This window comes from Oceanithermus profundus DSM 14977 (assembly GCF_000183745.1).
Taxonomy (GTDB): domain Bacteria; phylum Deinococcota; class Deinococci; order Deinococcales; family Marinithermaceae; genus Oceanithermus; species Oceanithermus profundus.
Genome location: NC_014761.1, coordinates 187,178 through 206,644 on the forward strand (window position 1 = coordinate 187,178; position 19,467 = coordinate 206,644).

The following is a 19,467-nucleotide window of genomic DNA, read 5'->3' on the forward strand; positions in this document are numbered from 1 at the left end:
GGTGAGACGGGGCCCGCAAGGGCTCACGGGAGGTGAAATGCTCGAGCTCAGGCAAGACCTCAACGCCAGCGACCAGGTCCGGCATTCCATCGAAGAAGTGCTCGCCGTGGGGCGCACCGCATGGCAGCACTACTTGTTTTTCCGCAGCAAGGTGCACGGCGTCTGCGTCGCCCTCGACGGCGACCTGCAGTCGTGCGAGGCCGACGAGGGGCTGTACCACGAGGCCCTCGTGCACCCCGCGATGCTGGCCCACCCGGCCCCGAAGCGGGTCCTCATCATGGGCGGCGGCGAGGGGGCGACGCTGCGCGAGGTGCTGCGCCACCCCACCGTGACCGAGGTGGTGATGGTCGACCTGGACGAGGAGTTCGTCGGTCTCTGCAAGCGCCTGATCCCCGACTGGGCCGAAGGGGCCTGGGACGATCCGCGGCTCGAGCTGCGGCACGAGGACATCGTGGCCTACCTCGACCACACCCCGGGCGGCTTCGACGTGGTGGTGGGCGACCTCATCGACGCCAGCGAGGCTTCGTCCCCCGCCGCCGAACTGTACGGCCCCGAGTTCTACCGCAAACTCGCCGCGGCGCTCGCCCCGGGGGCGGTGCTCGCCACCCAGGCCGGCCCGCTCACCCCCGCCCAGGTCGCCGGTCACCGCCGGGTGCGGGGGGCGCTGGGCTCGGTCTTCGGCCGGGTGGTGAGCTACGGAATGAACGTTCCCAGCTTCTACAGCCTCTGGGGGTTCGTTCTCGCGGGGGCGGCGGACCTGATCCCCGGCGGTTACGCCGAGCACCGTGCGCTCTTCGAGCTGCGCGCGCACGAGCGCGGGCTCGAGCTCGCCCACACCGGGCCCGAGGCGCTCGCCGCCGCCTTCGCCCTGCCGGCCCGCCTGCAGGCGCTGTTGCAGGGGGCGGCGTGAGCAAACTCAAACTCAGCGGCTTCAACAACCTTCGCAAGCTGCTCAGCTTCAGCTTCTACGACTTCGTGGTGGCCCAGGACGAGGCCGACCGCAAGAGCTACGCCGCCTACCTGAACGAGCGCTACGCGGCCGCGCGCATCCGCGGGCTGCTCGAGCGCATCGCCGAGATCATCGACGCCGAGGTGCTTTCCGCCAGCGAGCAGGACTACGAGCCCTACGGCGCCAGCGCCCTGCTGCTGCTCTCCGACGAGGCGGGCTCGGGGGCGGCGCCCGCCTGGGCGTCCTCGGTGCGCATGCACCTCGACAAGAGCCACATCGCCGCCCACACCTACCCCGACTTCGCCCACCCCGAAGGGATCCTGGGCTTCCGCGTGGACATCGAGCTCTCCACCTGCGGCGAGATCAGCCCGCTGCGTTCGCTCGACGAGATCTTCCGCTTCTTTGACACCGACGTGGTCGTCATCGACTACCTGGTGCGCGGCTACACCCGCGCCGAGGACGGCTCCCACGTCTTCATGGACCACGAGGTGCCCTCGATCGCCCACTTCATCGACCCCGCCATCCTGGACCAGTTCGAGCGCGTCGAGCGCGCCCTCCCCCCGGCCCACACCTGGCAGCTCAAACTGCTGCGCACCGCCGTCGACCCCGCCGAGTACTTCGCCCCCGGGAAGCCGGTCGACGAGGCCCGCCTGGCGGCCGTTCTCGACGAGATGCGCACGATATTTTCACGCTTGTGATACCAGAACATTGTTAAGGTAATAGTTAAATAAAATAATAACGAAACATGGTAGAATGCCCCTACTTACGTATAGTAGGGGAGGACACATGCCAAACAAACCTTGGAAGATGCGATCGATCCTGGCGGCCGCCGCGCTCCTGCTGCTTGCCGCCTGCCAACCCTTCGGCGGCGGCAACGGCGGCGGCAATGGCGGCGGCGGCGATGACGGCAACGGCGGCGGAACCAACCCTCCGCCCTACAACCCCGTCGTCTGCGAGCACACCGGCAGCGGCCAGGACTACGCCGTCGGCCCCGGCCAGCCCTACACCTCGCTCCACGACGTCCCCTGGGACGCCCTCGGCCCAGGCGACACCGTGCGCATCTTCTACCGCGACGAGCCCTACCGCGAGAAGATCGTGATCCGCACCGACGGCAGCGAGGCCGAACCCCTGCGCGTCTGCGGCGTGCCCGGCCCGAACGGCGAACGGCCGATCCTCGACGGCGACGGGGCGGTGAACGACCCCGACGACGCCGGCGCCTACGGCAGCTACGCCCCCATGGAAGGGCTGGCGATGGTCCTGATCTGGAACCGCGACTACGACCTCAAGGTCCACCACGTCGTCATCGAGGGCCTGCACATCCGCAACGCCAAGAACACCTTCACCTACACCCGCATGGACGGCTCTACGGACAACTACGAGGACGGCGCCGCCTGCATCCGCATCCAGGCCGCCGACGACGTGGTCATCCGCGGCAACGAACTGGAGAACTGCGGCAACGGCATCTTCACGATGTCGCAGGGCTACAACGAGGCCCACCTCACCCGCAACCTGCTCATCGAGGGGAACTACCTGCACGGCCATGGCCAGGCCGGCAGCTACCTCGAGCACGGCGTCTACATCCAGGCCATCGGCGTCGTCTACCAGTACAACCGCTTCGGCCCCAACGACCCCGGCTCGGACGGCGTCACCCTCAAGGAGCGCGTGGCCGGATCGGTGATCCGCTACAACTGGTTCGACTCCGGGAGCGCGCGCACCCTCGACCTGGTCGAGGTGGAGGACGCCGCGCCCTGGTATCTCGTCTCCGAGTACCTGCGGGAACTGGGCTGCGACAGCGTCGACAACTGCCCTGGCCTCGACCCCGACCGCCTCGCCAAGGTGCAGGAGGCCGAGGCCGCCTACCGCAAGAGCTACGTCTACGGCAACTTCTTCCGCCACGTCGGCAGCACGACCAAGTCCGGCAACCTCGTTCACTACGGCAGCGACAACGACCCCGCGCTTTCCCACAACGGCACCCTCTACTTCTACGGCAACACCGTGCTCGTCCTGCAGGACCGCGACGACGCCTGGCGCTTCCGCCTCTTCTACCTGGGCAACCGCGACGCCCCCTCGCGCTCGCTGGAGACGGTGGAGATGTTCAACAACATCGTCTACTTCACGGGCGAGAGCGGCGAGGCCTCGTACTTCTGCCTGGACGACAACAACCAGGGCACGATCCACTTCGGCGTGAACTGGCTCTCGGACGACTGGCAGATGGACGGGGCGGCTTCGGAGTGCTACTACGCCGGGGCGGCGGGCGCGCCCACGGTGACCGGAGTGGAGAACCTGCTCGACGTCGCCGGCGCTCCGGTTCCCCTCGACCCGGCGACCCTCGAGCCGGTGGACACCCCGCTGGTCCGCGACCAAGCCCAGCCCCTGCCCGAGGGCCTGCCCCCGATCGACTACCAGTACCGGCGCCACCTCCAGGCCGAGCCGCGGCCCGACGCGAGCGACCTGGGCGCGCGCGACCTGCCCTGAGCGGCGCGGTCCAGCTCCCCGCCCGGACCGGGCGGGGAGCTGCTATAATCAAACCTTGCGGCCCGAGTCGGGCCAGCCCACGAGCGAAAGGGGGTGAACATGCCACAGTACGACGTGGGGATCATCCTGAACCCCAACCTCGAGCCCACCCAGCTCCAGCTGGAGAAGGACATGATCCAGGCGGCGCTGGACAAGCACAAGGCCGAGGTGAAAGCGATCGACGAGTGGGGCAACCGCCGCCTCGCCTACCCCATCGAGAAGGACCCGGAAGGTTACTACATCTTCTACACGGTCGAGATGGAGGCGGGCGAAGCCGCGCCCCTGGAAGCCGAGTTGCGCATCCGCGACAACGTGCGGCGTGTGCTCATCGTGCGCGACCGACCCGAGTGGAAGACCAAGAAGGGCTAGCTTAAGCTAGAATGTTCCTATGGCGAAAGGTTTGAACCGAATCCTGCTGATCGGGACCGTGACCCAGACCCCGGAGATGCGCTACACCCCGGGCGGTCTGGCGGTGCTCGAGGTGACCGTGGCCGGCAACGACCGCGTCACCACCGAGACGGGCGAAGAGCGCGAGCTGGCCTGGTACCACCGGGTCAAGATGTTCGGGCGCTACGCCGAGATGCTGGTCGAGCAGCTTACCGCCGGCACCCCGGTGCTGGTGGACGGCCGCCTCGACTACCGCAGCTGGGAGGCCGAAGGCGGCCGCCGCAGCGCGGTGGACGTGCGCGTGGACCGCATCGAGGTGCTCGACCGGGCGGACAAGGGGGACGAGCAGACCGTCTCCGACGCCCGTGGCCAGGAGCGCCTGCGCGAAGGGCTCAACGAGGTGGTCCTGATCGGCAACCTGACCCGCGACCCCGAGCTGCGCTACACCCCCCAGGGAACGGCGGTCATCCGCATCGGCCTGGCGGTGAACGAGCGCTACGTCTCGCGCGGCAGCGAGCAGGAAAAGACGCACTTCTTCGACGTGCAGGCCTGGCGCGAACTCGCCGAGTGGGCCGCCGGCCTGAAGAAGGGCGGCGGCCTTTTCGTCATGGGACGCCTGGTCAACGACTCGTGGACGACGCAGACCGGAGAGCGCCGCTTCACCACGCGGGTGGAAGCCAACCGGCTGGAACGCCTCGCACGTGGCCCCGGACGTAGTGGTGGGACCGGTGCCCCTGCCAAGCAGGCCCAGACGGGCGGGGTGGATATCGACGAAGGCCTCGAAGACTTCCCACCGGAGGAGGATTTACCGTTTTGAGCAGCAGAAGACCCCGCGGACCCCGCAGGTTCCGCAAACCCAAGGTATGCCAGTTCTGCACCGGCGAACTGGAGATTACCGATTACAAGGACGCCAAGATGCTGAAGCGCTTCATCTCGGAGACCGGCAAGATCCTGCCGCGTCGCCGCACCGGCGTGTGCGCCAAGCACCAGCGTCGCCTCGCCACCACGATCAAGCGCGCCCGCATCCTGGCGATCATCCCCTTCACCGAGAAGCTGGTCCGTAAGTAGGAGGCCCCCGTGAAAGTCATCCTGCTCGAACCCGTGGAAAAACTCGGTGACGTGGGCCAGGTCGTCAACGTCAAACCGGGCTACGCCCGCAACTACCTGCTGCCGCGCGGGCTCGCGGCCCTCGCCACCGAGGCCAACCTCAAGGCGCTCGAGGCCAAGATCCGCGCCCAGGCCAAGAAGGCCGCCGAGCGCAAGGCCGAGGCCGAGCGCCTCAAGGAGATCCTCGAGCCGCTTACCCTGACCCTCAAGGTCAAGGCGGGCGAGACGAAGATCTACGGCTCGGTCACGAGCCGCGACATCGCCGAGGCGCTCGAGAAGCAGCACGAGATCACCATCGACCCCAAGCGCCTGCAGCTGGCCAAGCCCATCAAGGAGCTGGGCAGCTACGAGCTGGTCTACAAGCCACACCCCGAGGTGCCCATCCAGCTCAAGGTCGTGGTCGAGAGCGAAGAAAACGGCGGCTGAGCCTTTCGCCCGCCGTACCGAACCGCCGCCCCGTGGGGCGGCGGTTCTTTCGTCGTGCGCGGCGTCCGCCGCCCGGGCTAGGGGGTCGGGGGCTGGGGCAGAATCAGGACCTCCTCGAGCCGCTCCCCGCCCGCCAACTGGGCCAGGTCGCCGCTGGGCAGGGCGTAGCCGTCGGCTGCTGCGTAGTTCACCGCGTACCCCAGGTCGTCCAGGCTGCCGACGGTCACCCGGCTCAGGGGCGCGACGGCGCCGTCGATCCACCCCGTCATCAGCTCGGTGTCGAAGGTGGCCTCGCGCCAGTGGCCGCACTTGGTTCCCGCACCCCCGGTGTTCTCCACGTGCACCTCACCCACCGCCCCGAGCGCATGCCAGGCGTCCATGGCCGCGGGGCCGTCGTAGGTCACGTCGCTGGCGTCCTGGCAGTTGGCGGCGTTGTGGTTCAGGAAGGCGAACGGCCCCGCCTCCCAGAGGGTGCCGATCCCGAGCACGTGGCCCATCTCGTGCAGGATCACGACCTCGAGGGTGCCGTTCTGCTTCATGCGGTCCAGATCGGCCGAGTCGAACTGCATGACCCCGAAGAAGGGCAGGTAGTAGTCCGGCTGGCCGGCGTCGCCGCGCACGTAGCAGGGCCCGGCGCTGCCCAGGATGCCGTAAGCTCCGTCGATGGGCACCACGTCGGCCACGATCAGGAGATCGTCGATCGTCCCCTGGTAGCCGGGGTTGCGGTCCAGGCAGGCCCCCGCGGGAACGTTCACCTGGACGTCGCTCAGGTCGCCGGTGAGGACCTGTTCCCAGCGCGCGGCGGCGTTTTCGAAGGCGGCGCGCACGTCGGGGTCGGCGGGTTCTTCGACGAAAAGGATCCGGATGTCGAAGGCCCCCGGGTTGGAGGGCGCGGCGACGCGCACGAGCGCCTCCGCCGAACTGCGGCCGCCGCGGCCGTCCTCGACCGTGAAGACGGCCCGGTAGGTGCCGGGCTGTTCGTAGGTGTGGGCGACGCTCCCGCTGCAGAGCGCCTGGCTCTGCCCGTCGCCGAAGTCGAGGGCGCAGGTCAGCGCGTCGCCGTCGGGGTCGGAGCTCGTGAGCCCGAAGGTAACGCTCAGCGGGGCGGTGCCCGAGGCCGGGTCGACGGTAAGCGTGGCCGAGGGCGGACGGTTGGGCGCCGCCGCCTCGATCGTCTGTTCGGCCCGGGCGGTACCTCCCTGCCCGTCGCGGACGGTCAGCACCGCGGTGTAACGGCCGGCGTCGGCGTAGGTGTGGCCGACGGCGGTGCCGCACGCGAGCGCGGCCGAGGCGCCGTCCCCGAACGCGAGGCTGCAGGTCAGCGCGTCGCCGTCGGGATCGGAGGCGGCGGTGGTGAAGCGCACGGTCAGGGGCGGGGCGCCCGTGGTCGGGTCGGCGGCGAGGGCGGCGGTGGGGGGCCGGTTCTGCGGCGACGCGCAGTTGCGCACCACCGTCACCTCGGTCCGGGCGCCGCCGCCCGCGAGGGTCAGGCGGGCGCTCTCGCTGCCGGCCGCTTCACAGGCGGCGACGCGGACGGCGAGCTGCGTTTCCGATGCGGGATCCAGCGTTCCGGACGACGGGTTCACCGTGATCCAGGCGCGGTCGGCGGTCGCCGTGAACGACCCCGCGGCGCCCCCGGCGTTGCGGAGGCGCAGGTTCTGAGGATCTGGGGCGGCGCCGCCAACGGTGGCGTCGAAGGTCAGCCGGGCGGGTTCCGCCACCCAGGTGGGCGCATCGGCGGCGCCCACCGTGATCGTCCGGGCCGCCTGGGTGTCGGTGACGCCGTCGCTTACGGTCAGTACCGCGGTGTACGCACCGGGTTCGAGGTAGCTGTGCGCCGTCTCGCCTCCGCAGACGCGCACCGGCGGGCCGCCGTCGCCGAAGTCGAGTTCGCAGTCAAGCGCGTCGCCGTCGGGGTCGGAGCTTTCGACGCGGAAGACGACGCTCAGCGGGGGCGCCCCCTGCTGCGGCGAGGCCGTGAGCACCGCGGTCGGCGGGGCGTTGTCGCTGGTGCATTCGTGCACCACGCGTACCGTGGCGCGCGCCCCCGGCCCGGTAACCACGATCAGGCCGGCGCGCAGTTCCGCGCCGCTGCAGCCGCTCACGCCGACGCGCAGCGCAGCCGAAGCGCCGGGGGCGAGTCGGCCCGCTCCCGGTTCGACGAGGATCCAGTCGCTGCTCGGCTCGACGCGAAAGTCGGCGGCGGAGCGGCCCGCGTTGCGCAGGACGAAGGAGGCGGTGGGGGCGGTGACGCCCGCGGGACCGCGAAACAGCAGCGCGTCCGGTTCGACCTCCCAGATGACGGGGTCGGGTTGGAACGGGTTCGTGCAGGCGGCGAGCAGCCACAGCCCGGAAACGATGGCCAGGGCCCTGGCCGCACGGCGAAGGGTGGGGTTCCAGCGTCGGTTCACGTGCGCTCCTCGTCCCGGGTGCAGGTTGGGGGCAGGGTTCCGGGGGCGGCGGGCCGGCGCTGCCGGGGCGCGCCGCCTGCGGCTATCCTACTGCAGCCGCGTTCGTTTTCACCACCCGCGGCCCGGTCGCTGGTAGCATAAGGTCCCTTTAGGGGGACGTATCGGGAGCTCGATATCATGGCCGAACCGGCGAGAAGCCTGCCCACGGGGCGTATCCCCCCTCACAACCTGGAAGCCGAGGCCAGCGTGCTGGGCTCGGCCCTCGTGGACAACGAGGCCATCGACCGCATCGAAGGCTTGATCACGCCCGACGTCTTCTACAAGGAGGCTCACCGCAAGATCTGGCGGGCCATGGAGGCGTTGCGCACCCGTAGCGAGCCGGTGGACCTGGTCACCCTCTCGGAAGAACTCAAGAAGGCGGGCGAGCTCGACGAGGTGGGCGGCCTCACCTACCTGGTGGGGCTCAGCGAGGCCACCCCCACCGCCGCCTACGCCGAGCACTACGCCCGCATTGTCGCCGAGAAGGCGGTGCTGCGGCGCCTCATCGCCGCCGCCGGCGAGGTGATGCGGCTGGCCTACGACGAGGCCGGCAGCGTGGAGGAGATCGTCGACCAGGCGGGCAAGCTCATCCTCGACGTGGCCACCCACGGCCCCCGGCACGACTTTCAGGAGATGCGCGAACTCGTCACCGAGGCCCACGAGCGCATCGCCCGGCTGCGCGAGCACGGGGCCGCCGGCGACATGCTAGCCACCGGGTTCGCCGACCTGGACCGCATGATCGGCGGGCTGGGCCCCGGCAGCCTCAACATCATCGCCGCCCGCCCCTCGATGGGCAAGACGGCCTTCGCGCTCACCATCGCCCAGAACGTGGCCCTGCGCGACGGCACCCCGGTGGCGCTCTTCTCCCTGGAGATGCCCGCGATCGACCTGGTGCTGCGCATGCTCTCGAGCGAGGCGCGGGTGGACATGAACCGCATCCGTCAGGCGCAGCTCTCCGACCGCGACTACGAGCGGCTCGTCACCGCCGCGGGCCGAATCTACGAGGCGCCGGTCTTCATCGACGACACCCCGGGCCTCACCCTGATGGAGCTGCGGGCGCGGGCGCGCCGGCTCGCGGTGCACCACAAGGTGGGCCTGATCGTCATCGACTACATGCAGCTGATGAGCGGCGGCCAGTCCACCCGCAGCGGCGAGAACCGCCAGCAGGAGATCGCCGCGATCAGCCGCGGCCTCAAGGGCCTGGCGCGCGAGCTGGAGGTGCCGGTGGTGGCCCTCAGCCAGCTCAGCCGCGCGGTGGAGAGCCGCCCCAACAAGCGCCCCATGCTCAGCGACCTGCGCGAGTCGGGCTCGATCGAGCAGGACGCCGACCTGGTTCTCTTCATCTACCGCGACGACTACTACAACGAGCACTCCGAGAAGGCGGGCATCGCCGAGATCATCATCGGCAAGCAGCGCAACGGTCCGGTGGGCACGGTCGAGCTGCAGTTTCACGCCGCCCACGTGCGCTTCAACGACCTAGCGCACGGGGACTTCTAGCTTCGGGGCTTGAACCGCTGCCACAGCCGGCGCAGCTCGGCGCGCATGCGCTTGGGGTCGTCCGCGTAGGCCGCCTCGATGCGGGCCTGTTCGGCGCGGAAGGCTTCGAGCCGCGCCGCCTCGTCGCGGGCCGGTTCCGGGGCGACCTCCATCCCGTCGTGAGCAAAACGCACCCACTCCCCCGCCCGGGCCGCCACCGCGTCCAGTTCCTCGGGGGTCATGCGCACGCTCTCGTAGACGTGGGTGAAGACCAGGCGGCGGGCGCGCCCGCGCCAGACCTCGAGGGCCTCGTCGAAGGTGTAGAAGGTCCGCCAGGCCTCGTGCTCGGGGGGGAGCTCGAAGGGGAGGGCGTCCAGGGGCGGGATGGGCATCTGCACCACGGCCCAGTCCAGCGGCCCCTCGGGCAGCGGCAGGCTGCGCAGGTGGTCGGGGGCGTAGAGGCCGCGCACGCGGTCGGTTTCGAAGAGGTAGGCGAAGACGGGTTCCTCGAACGCGTGCGCGAGCGGCGTGACGCGGATCCCGCCGAGCTCGAAGGGGCGGCCCGGAGGCACCAGGTGAAGTTCCAGGTAGCCGGCGTCTACGAGGTGATCGAGCGGGTAACGCTCGGCCAGCACCGGGTAGAGGGGGCGCGGCAGCCAGCCCTCGACCGGCCTTCCCGAGGCCTGCGCCAGGAACTGCACCACCCGCAGGCCCGCGGCGTGGTCGGGGTGGGCGTGGGTCCAGGCGACGCGGCGCGGGGCGAGGTCGTGGCCGGTGAGCTGCTGGTTGGCCTCCTCGGGCGTGTCGATCAGCAGGTCCGCCTCGGGCAGGTAGAGGCTGGGGCCGGTGCGCACCGCGCGGCCGCCTTCGCGCCGGGCGAGGGCGCACAACCGGCAACCGCATCCCGCCTTGGGGGTGGGTTGCGAGCCGGCGCTGCCCAGGACGAGGGGGCGCATGGGTTCAGCTTACTTGGCGGGTTCCACCTTGTCGCGCTGCAGGAGCTTGTGCAGGTAGTAGCGGACCTGGTCGAGCGGGAGCCGCAGATCGTGGGCGATCTCGCGCGCGGTGGCGCCTTCGTCGCGCAGCAGAAGCGGGCCGGCGGCGCGCAGGAAGAGGCTGCCGTCGGGGTTGGCGAGCGCCGTCAGCCGGAACCGCCGGTCGGGGTCGGGCAGCCGGTCGAGGTAGCGCAGGCGTTCGTCGTACTGGGTGAAGACGGTGAGCAGCAGCTTGTCGAGCGGCCAGTTGAGCGGCGGGTCGCAAGGGGTGCGGAAGGGCTTGGCCGTGAACTCGAAGGCCGCCTGGGTGCCCGCGGCCAGCTCGGCCATCAGCGCCTTGGCCTGCAGGGGGTCGAGGAAGGCCCCGTTCATGCGCACGCAGCGTAGCTTCTTGCGCTTGATGAAGAGCTGAGCGGAGCGGCGGCGCGGCAGGTTCCAGAGCTCGAGCACGCCCTCCATGTTCGCGATCAGCGCGACGAGCTGCGCGAAGTCCAGCTCTTTGAGATTGCCGCTAAGCTCCATGTAGTGCTTCACCCCGCTCGACGATTCCTCTCGATTATAGCGGGTTGCTGCGGCGCTGTCTGGTTCAGTTCAGTTCTTCGCGGTAGACGAGGGCCTCGGCCACGTGCGCTTCCGTCACGGCCTCCGAGCCCGCCAGGTCGGCGACGGTGCGCGCCACCCGCTGCACCTTGTCGTAGCTGCGGCCGGTGAGCTGGAGCTTGCGGGCGGCCGCGGCCAGCAGCCCCCGTGCGCCCTCGTCGAGCCGGAGGGCCGCCGCCAGCTCCCGCCCCACCAGCTCGCCGTTGGGCCTTCCCTGGCGCGCCTTCATCCGATCGCGCGCCGCCAGCACCCGTTCGCGTACGGCCGCGGTGGGTTCGCCCTCGGGGGCGCGGGAAAGCTCGGCCGCGGTCAGGCGGGGCACGCCGACGACGAGGTCGAAGCGGTCGAGCAGCGGACCGGAGATGCGGCCGGTGTAGCGCCGGCGGGCGGTGAGCGAGCAGGTGCAGGCCCGCTCGGGGTCGCCGTACCAGCCGCAGGGGCAGGGGTTCATGGCCGCGACCAGCAGGAAGCGCGCGGGGAAGGTCAGGCTCGCCTTGGCGCGGCTCACCGTCACCACCCCGTCCTCGAGCGGCTGCCGGAGCACTTCGAGGGTGCGCCGGGGAAACTCGGGCAGCTCGTCGAGGAAGAGCACCCCGCGGTGGGCCAGGCTGATCTCGCCCGGCTTGGGCACCGCCCCGCCGCCGATCAGGCCGGCGTCGGAGGTGGTGTGGTGGGGGCTGCGGAACGGCGGCCGCTGCACCAGGCCCCGCATCAGGCGGCCGGCGGCGGCGTGGATGCGCGTCACCTCCAGCGCCTCTTCGCGCCCCAGCGCCGGCAGCAGGTAGGGCAGCCGCCGGGCCAGCATCGTCTTGCCCGAGCCGGGGGTGCCCACCATCAGCAGGTGGTGGAAGCCGGCGGCGGCGATCTCCACCGCGCGCTTGGCCTTGGCCTGCCCCTTGACGTCGGCGAGGTCGAGCAGCTCGTCCAGCGCCTCCGCCGGGTCGGGCGGCCGCGACGGCTCGAGCTCCCGGTCGCCCAGCAGAAAGGCCACCGCCTCGCTCAGCGTGCGCGGGGCGTAGACCTCGAGCCCCTCGATCACGCTCGCCTCCTCGGCCGAGCCCGGCGGCAGCAGCAGCCGCGTCTGCTCGTTCTCCAGCGCCCCCAGCGCCAGGTTGATGGCCCCGCTGATGGGCCTGAGCTCGCCGTCGAGCGCCAGCTCGCCGGCCACCGCCCAGCCCTCCAGTCTCTCCGCCGGGACCACCCCCTGGGCCGCCAGCAGTGCCAGGGCGATCGGCAGGTCGTACAGCGGCCCCTCCTTGCGCAGCTCGGCCGGGGCCAGGTTGACCACGATCCGCATCTGCGGGTAGGGAAAACCGCTGTTCTTGAGCGCGGCGCGCACCCGGTCGCGCGATTCGTTCACCGCCGCGTCGGGCAGCCCCACCACCGTGAAGCCGGGAAAGCCGGGCGAGACATCGGCCTCGACCACGACGGGCAGGGCGTCGAGGCCGTGCAGGGTGAAGGAGCGGGCGCGGGCCAGCATGGGTTGGAGTTATTTTACATGCGACCGCTTCCGGGGTTCGGGGAGCGGGAACGGTTCTTGGGCGGAGGGACGTGGTTGAGCCTGGGCGGATCCAGGCGGGTGTAGAGCCAGACGGCCAGACCCGCCACCCCGCTGAAGATCAGCGGCTCCCAGGAAGCGGCCGCGGGGCCGAGCGCGGGCAGGACGAAGAGCTCAGCGAAGGCTACGGCCAGGCCGGCCGTGACGCTCATGGCGGCTATGCTGGGCTCGTGCACGACGACCCCCGGCGGCAGCCGCACCCCGTGGCGGCGGCGCTGGGCGAGCAGCTTCAGCACCCCCGGGTGGCGGCGCCAGTCGGGCAGCTCAAGTTCGGGCCGCAGCTCGCGCAGGCAGTCCCAGACGTCGTACCAGCCCTCGAGCCCTAGGTCCAGCGGCCAGGTTTCGCGCGCCAGCTCCAGGAGCAGCGCCGGCCGCCAGGGTTGCCAGGAGGCGGCCCGGTACCAATCGAGCCGCACCGCCCGCAGCGCGGCCAGCCGGCGCGCGTCGCTCCCGCGGGAGATCCAGAGCGGCGAGACCTCGTAGACGAGCGGCTTTCTGACGCGCAGCGTTTCGTAGACGAGCAGCGCGCCGCCCAGGACGATTGCCGCGGGAACGAGAAACGGGGTCATCCCCAGGGCCAGGAAGCGCAGCCCCAGCCCAACGAGGGCGAGCCCCAGCACCGCCCGCCCCAGGCGCACCGGCGGCCGGGGGACGGGGCGTTCCGCACGGGCGCAGCTGCGTCCGGGGGTGTGCGGATTCACGGCGCGCGCTCCCGACGCGGGCGCACCGCCACGCGGATCTTCTTGAACTTGCGGTTGGCGAGCTGCGCCGCGAGGCCGCCGGCCCCGTAGACCGCAGGATCGGGGATCGCCGTCCCCCAGCGCGCGCTCGTGAAATCGTTGAGCACTAGGCCCGCAAGAAAAGCCACGCCCCCGCTCAGCCAGAGCACCCACTTGGGCGGGTCTTCGACGTCGGTGCTGACCTGCAGGGGGACGTGGTAGGGCACCTCGTGCGTCTGCGCCAGCGCCTCGTGCACCGCCTCCGTGCACCACCAGGGAAGCATCTTGGGGCGCTTTTCCCGCAGGGCCTCCCAGAGCACGTCCCAGTTGTCGTGCGTCAGCGGCACGATCCAGCGGTCGCCGCCCCAGTCGAGCACGATCCGCAGTTCGGCGAGCAGGTCGGGGCGCAGCAGGTACGGGTCGTACCAGGACAGGGCCACCCCGCGCACCGCACCCAGGTCGCGGCAGTCCCTGCCGCGGCAGAGCCGCGCCCCTCGCAGCTCCAGCGCGGGCTTCCAGCGGGCGCGCGCCAGACCCACGAGCGCGTCGAGGCCGCCCGCCGCCATCAGCCACCCCAGCCCCAGCTGCAGGGGGTTCTGGCCCGCCGCGCGCAACGCCGCAACCCCGATACCCACCAGCAGCAGGGCCTCCAGGGCCTGGATGCGCGACCTGGAGGAAGCCTCCCGGCCTGGGCGCAACCATACGGAGGCGCGGTTATTCATCGGCGGCCCCGCACCGCAACGGCCCTCCAGGCAACCCGTGCAACATAGGAACCAATATAAACGATGGCGGACCGCCGGATGGTTCGTCGGCGCCGTCGCTAAAATGCAGGTATGACCCGTCGTTGGTGGACCGTCGACCTGAACCGCCGTTCGCTGACCGAGCGCCGGCTCGGGCCGGAGGAGGTGCTGCGCGGGGGGCGCTGGCGCACGGTGCATGAGCTGCAGCGCCTCGGGGCGGCCGGCGCGGACCCGCTTGCTCCGGACAACCCCGTCGTGCTCGCCGCCGGCCCCTTCGCCGGCTCCAGCTACTCCAACGCCAACCGCCTCAGCGTGGGCACCCGCAGTCCGCTGACCGGGGGTGTCAAGGAGGCCAACTCGGGGGGCACGCTCGCCTACGCGTTGGGGCGGATCGGCGTCGCCGGGCTCACCCTCGTGGGTGCGGCTCCGGACTGGGTGGTGCTGGTGCTGGGCCCGGACGGGGTGCGCTTCGCGGACGCCGCGCCCTACCTGGGGCTGGGCAACTACGCGGCCGCCGAGCACCTGTGGAACGACTTTCCCGCGGCCGCCAGTCTGGCCCTCGTCGGACCGGTGGCCGAGTACGGAGGGCTGCTGGCCGGCCTCGCCGTCACCGACACCGACGGCCAGCCGGGTCGGCTCGCGGCCCGCGGCGGCGTGGGCGCCGTCTTCGGCGCCAAGCGCGTCAAGGCGATCGTCGTGGAAGAGGGCGCGTCCCCCGCCTTCGCCGGCGACGCCGCCTTCAAGGACGCCATGCGCGCCTACGCGCGGGCGCTGCTCGCGAGCGACGGCATCAAGCGCTACACCAGCGTGGGCACCGCGGGGATGGGCGACTTCCAGAACATGTTCGGCGGCCTGCCGGTGAAAAACTTCTCGCGCGGCCGCCTGGCCGAGGGGGAGAACCCGCTCGGCGGCGAGGCGCTCCGGCGGCTCATCCTGGAGCGCGACGGCGAGGGGGCCACGGCGCACGCCTGCATGCCGGGCTGCGTGATCCGCTGCTCCAACAAGGTGCCCGACGCCTGGGGAAAGGTGGTGGTCAGCCCGCTCGAGTACGAGACCCTGGGTCTGGTGGGCAGCAACCTGGGCTTCGACGACCTCGACGCCGTGGCCCGGATGAACCGCTGGGCCAATGACCTGGGCGTCGACACCATCGAGTTCGGCGCCGCCCTGGGGGTGGCCATGGACGCGGGCCTGGGCCCCTGGGCCGACCTGGACTTCGTCGAGGACGTCTACCGCGCCCTGCTCGCGGGCACGGAGGAGGGGCGGCGCTACGCGGCGGGGGCCGCGCGGCTCGGCCGCGCGCTCGGGCACGCGCGCGTCCCGGTGGTGCGCGACCAGGGCATCAGCGCCTACGACCCGCGCGTCGTCGAGGGCACCGGCGTGACCTACATGACGACGCCGCAGGGGGCGGACCATACCGCGGGCAACGTCCCCCGCGAAAACCCCGGCGAGCGCAGCCTCGAAGAGCTGATGGACCTGAGCTTCGCCGCCCAGGTGAACGCCGCGGCTTCGGACGCGCTGGGGCTGTGCATCTTCGGGGGCAGCGTCACCTACGCGCAGAAGGACGCCGCCGTGCGCGCCGCGGCGCTGGCCGCGGGCCTGGACGAGGAGCCGGACGCGGCCGCCTTCGACCGGCTAGGCCGCGAGGTGCTGGCCCTGGAGCTCGCCTTCAACCGCGCCGCCGGCCAGCCCGAGGTGGCCCCGCTGCCGCGCTTCATGTACGAAGAGCCGCTGCCGCCGCGCAACCTCACCGCGCGGCTCGATCCCGAGCGGATCGCCGGGTTCTGGAAACGGCTCGAGCGCTAGCGCGCGGCCACGCCGTAGAGGAAGACCCGCTCGATCAGCCGCCCGTCGTAGGCGTCCTCGTTGTCGGGTTCCACGAAGCCCTTGGCGGCGGGGTGGAAGAGCAGCGAGAGGAAGAGCTCGGCCAGGTCGTGCGCGGGTTCGGGCCGCACCTCGCCGGCGTCGATGCCCGCCTGCAGGATCCCGGCGACGACCCCCACCAGCCGGTTCTTGAGCGCCACGAAGCGCTCGTCCTTGGTCAGGCTGGGCAGCGAGTTGGCGGTCAGCAGCGCGTGGAAGGCGCCGCGGTTCTGCTTCTGGAAGGCGATGGCCGAACGCACCAGCCGCCGCAGCTGCGGCTCGAAGCCCTCGGGCCCCTCGCCGGCGATCGCCTCGAACTCGGCGATCAGCTCCTCCATCTTCCACTCCACCAGCGCCTTGAGAATCGATTGCTTGTCGCCGAAGTACTTGTAGAGCGCGGGGCGGGTGAGTAGCGCCCGCTCCGCGATGTCGTCCATCGTCGTCTTGGGGTAGCCCTTCTCGGTGAACACGTCGAGGGCGGCGCTGAGGATCTCGCGGATCCGCTTCTCGCGCCGTTTTTCCTGAAGGCTGGCCGTCTCCGTGTTCATCGACGCCCCCATTATGGCAGACTCCCCGCGCCCCCGTGCGCGGAGGCTTGACACAGTGTATAGCAAAGTATACAGTCTGTAAACGTGTTAGATACCTTGTCCTATGAAAGGGGCGTAACCCAACGTGCATCTACTTAGTCAGATGGCCATCCGGCACCCTTGGCGGGTGATCGGGCTCTTCCTCGTTCTGAGCGCGGCCTTCGGGGCCGGGCTGCGGGGGCTGGAGCTGGACAACTCGCCGGAGTCGCTGGTGCCGCCCGACCTGCCCGCCAAGCTGCTGCTCGACCAGGCGCGCGAGACCTTCGGCGGCGGCGAGATGGAGCTCGCCGCGCTCGAGGGCGAGGTCTGGACCCCGGCGGCGCTCGAGCAGCTGCGCGCCGCCACCGACGCCGTCGCCGCCGTCGAGGGCGTCCAGCGCGTCACCAGCCTGGCGAACGCCAAGCGCATGGAGGAGGACGACGGCTTCCTGCTCGTCGAGGACCTGCTCCCCGAGACGCTCGACGAGGCCGACGTCGCCGGCATCCGCGCCTACGTGGAAGGGCACCCGCTCTACGCCGGCCGCCTGGTCAGCGCGGACGGCCGCTACGCGGCGGTGATCGTCGAGGTGGACCCCGCCGCCGACATGAAGCGGCTCAACCACGAGATCGGCGCGGCCCTGGCGGCCACCTGGGACGGGCCCGTGCACCTGGCGGGGACCCCCGCGCTCTCGGGGTACATCCTCGACACGATGGCGCGCGACATCCCGCGGCAGCTGCTGCTCGCGATCGGGATCATCGGCCTCGTCTTCTTCGTCAACTTCCGCAGCCAGCGCGGGGTGCTGCTGCCGCTGCTCACCGTGCTGGTGGCGCTGGTCTGGGCGCTGGGGCTCGGGGGCTGGCTCGGCTTCAAGCTGGGGATGATCAGCTCCATCCTGCCGGTCGTGGTGCTGGCCGTGGGCAGCTCGTTCACCCTGCACGTGCTCAACCGCTTCTACCACGAGCTGGCCGCGGGCGCGTCCCGCCGCGAGTCCGTGCTGCTGGCGACCCGGGAGACGGGGCTGGGCGTGCTCGTCTCCGCGCTGGCCGCGGGGGCGGGGCTGGCGGCGCTCTTCACCTCGAGCATCCCCCAGATCAAGTCGTTCGGGCTGCTCGCCGCCTTCGGGGTGCTCGCCGCCTTCCTGGCCTCCTCGCTGCTCGTGCCCTCGATCCTGGTCCTGCTGAAGAACCCCCGCCGGATCATGGATCCCGAACGCCCCGACGCGATCAGCCGCGCCATGCGCGGCCTGGGGGGCTGGCTCCTGGGCGCCCGCAAGGGCGTGCTCGTGGCCGCGCTGCTCTTCCTGGGGGCGATGCTCGTCTTCATCCCCCGCATCCAGGCGGAGACCAGCTTCCTCTCCTACTTCCCGAAGAGCGCCGCGCCGCGCCAGGCCACTGAGCTGGTGGACCGCGTCTTCGGCGGGTCGGACAACGTCATCCTGATCGTCGACGGCGACCTCAAGGATCCGGCGCTCCTGGGGGCCATCTACCGCTTTGAACAGAAGGTCCAGGCCTACCCCGAGGTGGGCTCGGCGGCCTCGATCGCCGACGTGATCCGCGAGCTGCACAAGGCCCTGACGGGGGCGTACGGCCTGCCCGACAGCCGCGAGGGCGTGGCCCAGGAGATCCTGCTCTACCAGATGTCGGGCGACCCCGAGGACCTGGCCCAGTTCATGGACGAGGCGGCGACCACGGCCCAGGTCACGGTGCAGGTGCGCTCGCTGCCCTCGGGGGCGATGCAGGACCTGGTGGACCGCATTCAGGCCGACGCCGAGGCGATCATCGGCCCCCACGCGTCCGCGGTGAACACCACCGGGAGCACGGTGCTGATGCTCGAGACGATGCGCCTGATCCTGCACGACCAGTACGTCTCGTTGGGGCTGGCGCTCGTGTTGGTGGCCTTCTTCAACGCCTGGCTGCTGCGCTCGTGGATCGTGGGCCTGGTGAGCATCGTGCCCCTCGTGCTCACGGTGTCGGGCCAGTTCGGCCTGATGGGGCTGTTCGGGATCCCGCTCGACACCGCGACCGCCCTGATCGGCGCCATCGCCATCGGCGTGGGCGACTACTCGGTGCACATCATCGTCCGCTACCTGGAGGAGCTGCGCAAGGGCCGCTCCTCGGCCGAGGCCGCGCGCGAAAGCGTCTACGTCTCCGGCCGCGCGGTCTTCTTCACCGCCCTGGCCATCGGCGGCGGCTTCATGGCCCTGCTCTTCTCGGGCTTCGCGCCCATCCAAACCTTCGCCAAGCTCATGGGCTTCACCGTCAGCGCGACCGCACTCTTTGCGCTCACGGCGCTGCCCGCAGCGTTGTTGGTCTTCGTCCGCAAGGACAGAAAGCACGAGGTGGTTCAGGATGCGTAAGGTACTCACGGCGGCACTGCTTCTTTCGGCTTCCCTGGCGCTCGCGATCAGCGGCGAGGAGGTGATGCGGAAGGTCGACGCCCACCCCAGCCCGGCCTCGATGGAGGGCACGATGGTCATGCAGCTGATCGGCAAGCAGGGCAAGGTGCTCACCCGCGAGATCCGGGTCTGGAGCAAGCGCACCGAGGACGGGGAGATGATGCTGATCAAGTTCGTGGCCCCGGCCGACGTGAAGGGCACGGCCTTCTTGACGATCAAGAAGGGCGGCAAGGAGGAGATGAAGCTCTACCTGCCCGCCCTCAAGCGGGTGCGCCGCATCGCCGGCAGCCAGAAGAAGGGCTCGTTCATGGGTTCGGACTTCAGCTACGACGACATCTCCAACCTGAGCGGCCTGGACATCGAGGACTACACCCACGAACTGCTGCGCACCGAGAACGAGGATGGCGTGGAGGTCTACGTGGTCGAGTCGACCCCCAAGCCGGGCGTGGACAGCAGCTACTCCAAGCAGATCGCCTGGGTGCCCGCGGACACCTTCGTGCCCCGCCGCATCGAGTTCTACAAGAAGGGCAAGCTCTACAAGGTGCTGACCAACCGCGAGGTCAAGCCGTTCGCGGACGGCAAGTACCTGATTCCCACGCTGCTGGAGATGGAGAACGTGACCAGCGGACACAAGACCGTGCTCGAGCAGAAGGACCTCCAGATCGACGTTCCCATCGACGACGCCGTCTTTACCGAGCGCTTCATGAAGAAGCGCTAGCGGGAGG

General features: G+C 70.6%; 18 protein-coding genes. 11 read left to right on the plus strand and 7 right to left on the minus strand.

What is annotated here, in order from left to right; all coding sequences use genetic code 11:
- The first annotated feature begins 37 nt into the window (after positions 1 to 37).
- The 7 genes from OCEPR_RS00930 to rplI all read left to right on the plus strand — a co-directional run bounded on the left by OCEPR_RS00930 (position 38) and on the right by rplI (position 5,383).
- Positions 38 to 910, plus strand: a complete 873-nt coding sequence (locus OCEPR_RS00930) for a spermine/spermidine synthase domain-containing protein (protein ID WP_013456826.1) — start codon at positions 38 to 40, stop codon at positions 908 to 910.
- Positions 907 to 1,647, plus strand: a complete 741-nt coding sequence (locus tag OCEPR_RS00935; RefSeq protein WP_013456827.1) for an S-adenosylmethionine decarboxylase — start codon at positions 907 to 909, stop codon at positions 1,645 to 1,647. Before OCEPR_RS00930 ends, OCEPR_RS00935 begins: the two co-directional genes overlap by 4 nt.
- Before the next feature lie 88 nt (positions 1,648 to 1,735).
- Positions 1,736 to 3,424 carry a right-handed parallel beta-helix repeat-containing protein gene (locus OCEPR_RS00945; RefSeq protein ID WP_013456828.1) on the plus strand — a complete coding sequence of 563 codons (1,689 nt, stop codon included), beginning with the start codon at positions 1,736 to 1,738 and terminating at the stop codon, positions 3,422 to 3,424.
- Positions 3,425 to 3,523: 99 nt separating this feature from the next.
- Positions 3,524 to 3,832, plus strand: coding sequence for a 30S ribosomal protein S6 (gene rpsF / locus OCEPR_RS00950; protein WP_013456829.1), 309 nt, complete (start codon positions 3,524 to 3,526; stop codon positions 3,830 to 3,832).
- Positions 3,833 to 3,851: 19 nt separating this feature from the next.
- Positions 3,852 to 4,667 carry a single-stranded DNA-binding protein gene (locus OCEPR_RS00955; RefSeq protein WP_013456830.1) on the plus strand — a complete coding sequence of 272 codons (816 nt, stop codon included), beginning with the start codon at positions 3,852 to 3,854 and terminating at the stop codon, positions 4,665 to 4,667.
- Positions 4,664 to 4,918, plus strand: a complete 255-nt coding sequence (gene rpsR / locus OCEPR_RS00960; RefSeq protein ID WP_013456831.1) for a 30S ribosomal protein S18 — start codon at positions 4,664 to 4,666, stop codon at positions 4,916 to 4,918. Before OCEPR_RS00955 ends, rpsR begins: the two co-directional genes overlap by 4 nt.
- 9 nt (positions 4,919 to 4,927) lie before the next feature.
- Positions 4,928 to 5,383: a 50S ribosomal protein L9 gene (gene rplI / locus OCEPR_RS00965; RefSeq protein WP_013456832.1), complete on the plus strand. Its 456-nt coding sequence runs from the start codon at positions 4,928 to 4,930 to the stop codon at positions 5,381 to 5,383.
- Between the two features lie 77 nt (positions 5,384 to 5,460).
- On the opposite strand, the gene OCEPR_RS12140 is transcribed toward rplI, so the two are convergent.
- A complete protein-coding gene (locus tag OCEPR_RS12140) occupies positions 5,461 to 7,794 on the minus strand; it encodes a PKD domain-containing protein (RefSeq protein WP_013456833.1) in 2,334 nt (777 codons plus the stop codon).
- Positions 7,795 to 7,971: 177 nt separating this feature from the next.
- Between OCEPR_RS12140 and dnaB the strand changes: the two genes are divergently transcribed.
- Complete coding sequence (dnaB, locus tag OCEPR_RS00975) at positions 7,972 to 9,330, plus strand: replicative DNA helicase (protein WP_013456834.1); 1,359 nt, start codon at positions 7,972 to 7,974, stop codon at positions 9,328 to 9,330.
- Here dnaB and OCEPR_RS00980 read toward each other — a convergent pair.
- The 5 genes from OCEPR_RS00980 to OCEPR_RS01000 all read right to left on the minus strand — a co-directional run bounded on the left by OCEPR_RS00980 (position 9,327) and on the right by OCEPR_RS01000 (position 13,903).
- Positions 9,327 to 10,265 carry an MBL fold metallo-hydrolase gene (locus OCEPR_RS00980; protein ID WP_013456835.1) on the minus strand — a complete coding sequence of 313 codons (939 nt, stop codon included), beginning with the start codon at positions 10,263 to 10,265 and terminating at the stop codon, positions 9,327 to 9,329. The two genes, dnaB and OCEPR_RS00980, sit on opposite strands and share 4 nt — an antisense overlap.
- Before the next feature lie 9 nt (positions 10,266 to 10,274).
- Entirely contained in the window at positions 10,275 to 10,826 is a 552-nt protein-coding gene (locus OCEPR_RS00985) for a DUF4388 domain-containing protein (protein ID WP_013456836.1), read from the minus strand.
- A gap of 64 nt (positions 10,827 to 10,890) precedes the next feature.
- Positions 10,891 to 12,384, minus strand: a complete 1,494-nt coding sequence (locus tag OCEPR_RS00990; protein WP_013456837.1) for a YifB family Mg chelatase-like AAA ATPase — start codon at positions 12,382 to 12,384, stop codon at positions 10,891 to 10,893.
- 14 nt (positions 12,385 to 12,398) lie between these two features.
- Positions 12,399 to 13,163 (minus strand): hypothetical protein, encoded by a 765-nt coding sequence (locus OCEPR_RS00995; protein ID WP_013456838.1) that lies wholly within the window; start codon positions 13,161 to 13,163, stop codon positions 12,399 to 12,401.
- Entirely contained in the window at positions 13,160 to 13,903 is a 744-nt protein-coding gene (locus OCEPR_RS01000) for a hypothetical protein (RefSeq protein ID WP_013456839.1), read from the minus strand. The genes OCEPR_RS00995 and OCEPR_RS01000 overlap by 4 nt, the downstream gene beginning before the upstream one ends.
- Positions 13,904 to 14,014: 111 nt before the next feature.
- Here OCEPR_RS01000 and OCEPR_RS01005 point away from each other — a divergent pair, with 111 nt between their 5' ends.
- Positions 14,015 to 15,724 (plus strand): aldehyde ferredoxin oxidoreductase N-terminal domain-containing protein, encoded by a 1,710-nt coding sequence (locus tag OCEPR_RS01005; protein WP_013456840.1) that lies wholly within the window; start codon positions 14,015 to 14,017, stop codon positions 15,722 to 15,724.
- Here the strand turns inward: OCEPR_RS01005 and OCEPR_RS12145 are convergent.
- Positions 15,721 to 16,329 carry a TetR/AcrR family transcriptional regulator gene (locus OCEPR_RS12145; RefSeq protein ID WP_049773458.1) on the minus strand — a complete coding sequence of 203 codons (609 nt, stop codon included), beginning with the start codon at positions 16,327 to 16,329 and terminating at the stop codon, positions 15,721 to 15,723. The two genes, OCEPR_RS01005 and OCEPR_RS12145, sit on opposite strands and share 4 nt — an antisense overlap.
- A 142-nt stretch (positions 16,330 to 16,471) precedes the next feature.
- Between OCEPR_RS12145 and OCEPR_RS01015 the strand changes: the two genes are divergently transcribed.
- On the plus strand, positions 16,472 to 18,703 hold the full coding sequence (locus OCEPR_RS01015) for an efflux RND transporter permease subunit (protein WP_013456842.1): 2,232 nt from the start codon (positions 16,472 to 16,474) through the stop codon (positions 18,701 to 18,703).
- Positions 18,696 to 19,460: an outer membrane lipoprotein-sorting protein gene (locus tag OCEPR_RS01020; protein ID WP_013456843.1), complete on the plus strand. Its 765-nt coding sequence runs from the start codon at positions 18,696 to 18,698 to the stop codon at positions 19,458 to 19,460. Before OCEPR_RS01015 ends, OCEPR_RS01020 begins: the two co-directional genes overlap by 8 nt.
- Positions 19,461 to 19,467 lie beyond the last annotated feature (7 nt).